We start from the raw sequence: 1813 nt of genomic DNA on the forward strand, positions 1-1813 counted from the left end.
GCTAGGGGCTTCTCATTTGCCAGTGTGTACCCGGATGGCCTGTAAAAGTGTTGAACAGTAATGACTCACCGCCGTAGAGTACCGAGACACCCTCAAGCAACACGCCTCGTATGCCTTCAATCAACGCCAGCGACATCAGCAATAACGCAGGCCAGCTCAGCAAAGCTCGTGTGACTACCGTTTCGGTTGCGCTTGTGCTGACATTCCTCGCTTTCTTTTTCATTGATCCAAACGCCTTTTCCAACGTTATTGACTCGAGCTTTCACTGGAGCGCGCGCTGGTTTGGGCTGTTTTGGCAACTGCTCTTGCTCATCAATTTTGCTGTTGCCCTGACGTTGGCCTGCAGACCGGCAGCAGCACAGCGCCTCGGTGGTTTGCAAGAGCCCGAATTTTCAACCTTTCAATGGATCGCCATGGTTCTCTGCACACTGCTGGCAGGCGGAGGGGTTTTCTGGGCTGCTGCTGAGCCCATCGCCCATTCCGCCTCTCTGCCACCGCTGTTTGCCGATAAAGCTGACCCACTGAGTGAGGAGTCAGTCCGCTTTGCCCTTGCGCAATCATTCCTGCACTGGGGATTTCTCGCCTGGTCCATCCTCGGCAGTCTGGGTGCGATTCTTCTTATGCGCCTGCATTACGAGAAAGGGCTGCCCTTGGCCCCGCGGACGCTACTCTACCCTCTCCTCGGAGAGACCGGCGTGCGCGGCAAGCTCGGGGACATCGCCGATATCGTATCGGTACTCGCGGTTTTCGCCGGCACCGTCGGACCGATAGGGTTTCTGGGGCTGCAGATCAGTTACGGCGTTGGAGTGCTCTACGACTTACCCGATAACAAAATGACACAGATCATCACGATTGCCCTGCTGATGCTGGTGTACCTCACCTCGGCGGTCAGCGGAATGCATCGCGGAATTCAGATGCTCAGTCGTGCCAACATTATCCTCGGGCTTTTCTTGCTGGCCTTCATTTTGCTGGTCGGGCCAACACGGTTCATTGTTGATGGCTTTGTTACCAGCTTGGGTACCCACCTCACCTGGTTTGGCGAGCAAGCGCTCTTCCGCGGGGAGGCTGGCTGGTTCGGTGACCCCGGCTGGTTGTCACTGTGGACGGTTTTTTTCTGGGGCTGGTTTATTGGCTATAGCCCGATGATGGCAATTTTCATTGCTCGGGTAAGCCGTGGCCGACGCGCGCGCGACGTAATCTTGTTGATGTCGATGGTTGCGCCACTACTGACCATGGCGTGGTTTTCCATTATCGGTGGCGCGGGGCTTGGTCTGGAAATGCGGGCGCCCGGCTCCATCTCGAGTCCCTTCGAGGGATTTAACCTGCCTGCCGTATTGCTCGCCATTACCGGAGGGCTGCCCATGAGCGAGGTGATCACGGGCATGTTTCTGTTGCTGACCGTACTGTTCGTGGCCACCACCGGGGACTCCATGACCTACAGTCTTTCGGTTGTATCCTCGGGACTGGAACACCCACCGCGCTGGCTGCGTTTGTTCTGGGGCATCGCCATGGGTGTCACTGCGATGGTCCTGCTCGCAGGACCATCCGGGGGAATTGGCAAGCTACAGAGCTTTATAGTAGTCACCGCGGTGCCGGTATCACTGTTACTGATTCCATCACTCTGGGGTGTATTTGGCGCACTTGGTGCGAAGGAAAGGCATGCCTGATCGCGATGTTACTGACGGTTTTTGATTATGAGCGGGGACACTCAGTAAATGGCGGAGAGGGAGGGCTTCACACCTTTTCTACAGCCTAGTGTTTATGCGGGGTTGAGTTGCCCTCCTCCGCGTTAGTCCAATTCTTGACCAAAAGC

General features: G+C 56.3%; 1 protein-coding gene. It reads left to right on the plus strand.

The window, feature by feature from the left end:
• The first annotated feature begins 110 nt into the window (after positions 1-110).
• Positions 111-1667 carry a BCCT family transporter gene (locus tag ACTG3T_RS11470; protein WP_439102412.1) on the plus strand — a complete coding sequence of 519 codons (1557 nt, stop codon included), beginning with the start codon at positions 111-113 and terminating at the stop codon, positions 1665-1667.
• Positions 1668-1813: the final 146 nt, after the last annotated feature.

This window comes from Congregibacter sp., from assembly GCF_965660375.1.
Classification (GTDB): domain Bacteria; phylum Pseudomonadota; class Gammaproteobacteria; order Pseudomonadales; family Halieaceae; genus Congregibacter.

Coding starts and splice junctions, on each gene's coding strand:
- ACTG3T_RS11470 (WP_439102412.1), top strand. CDS start 111: ATGCCTTCAATCAACGCCAGCGACATCAGCAATAACGCAGGCCAGCTC.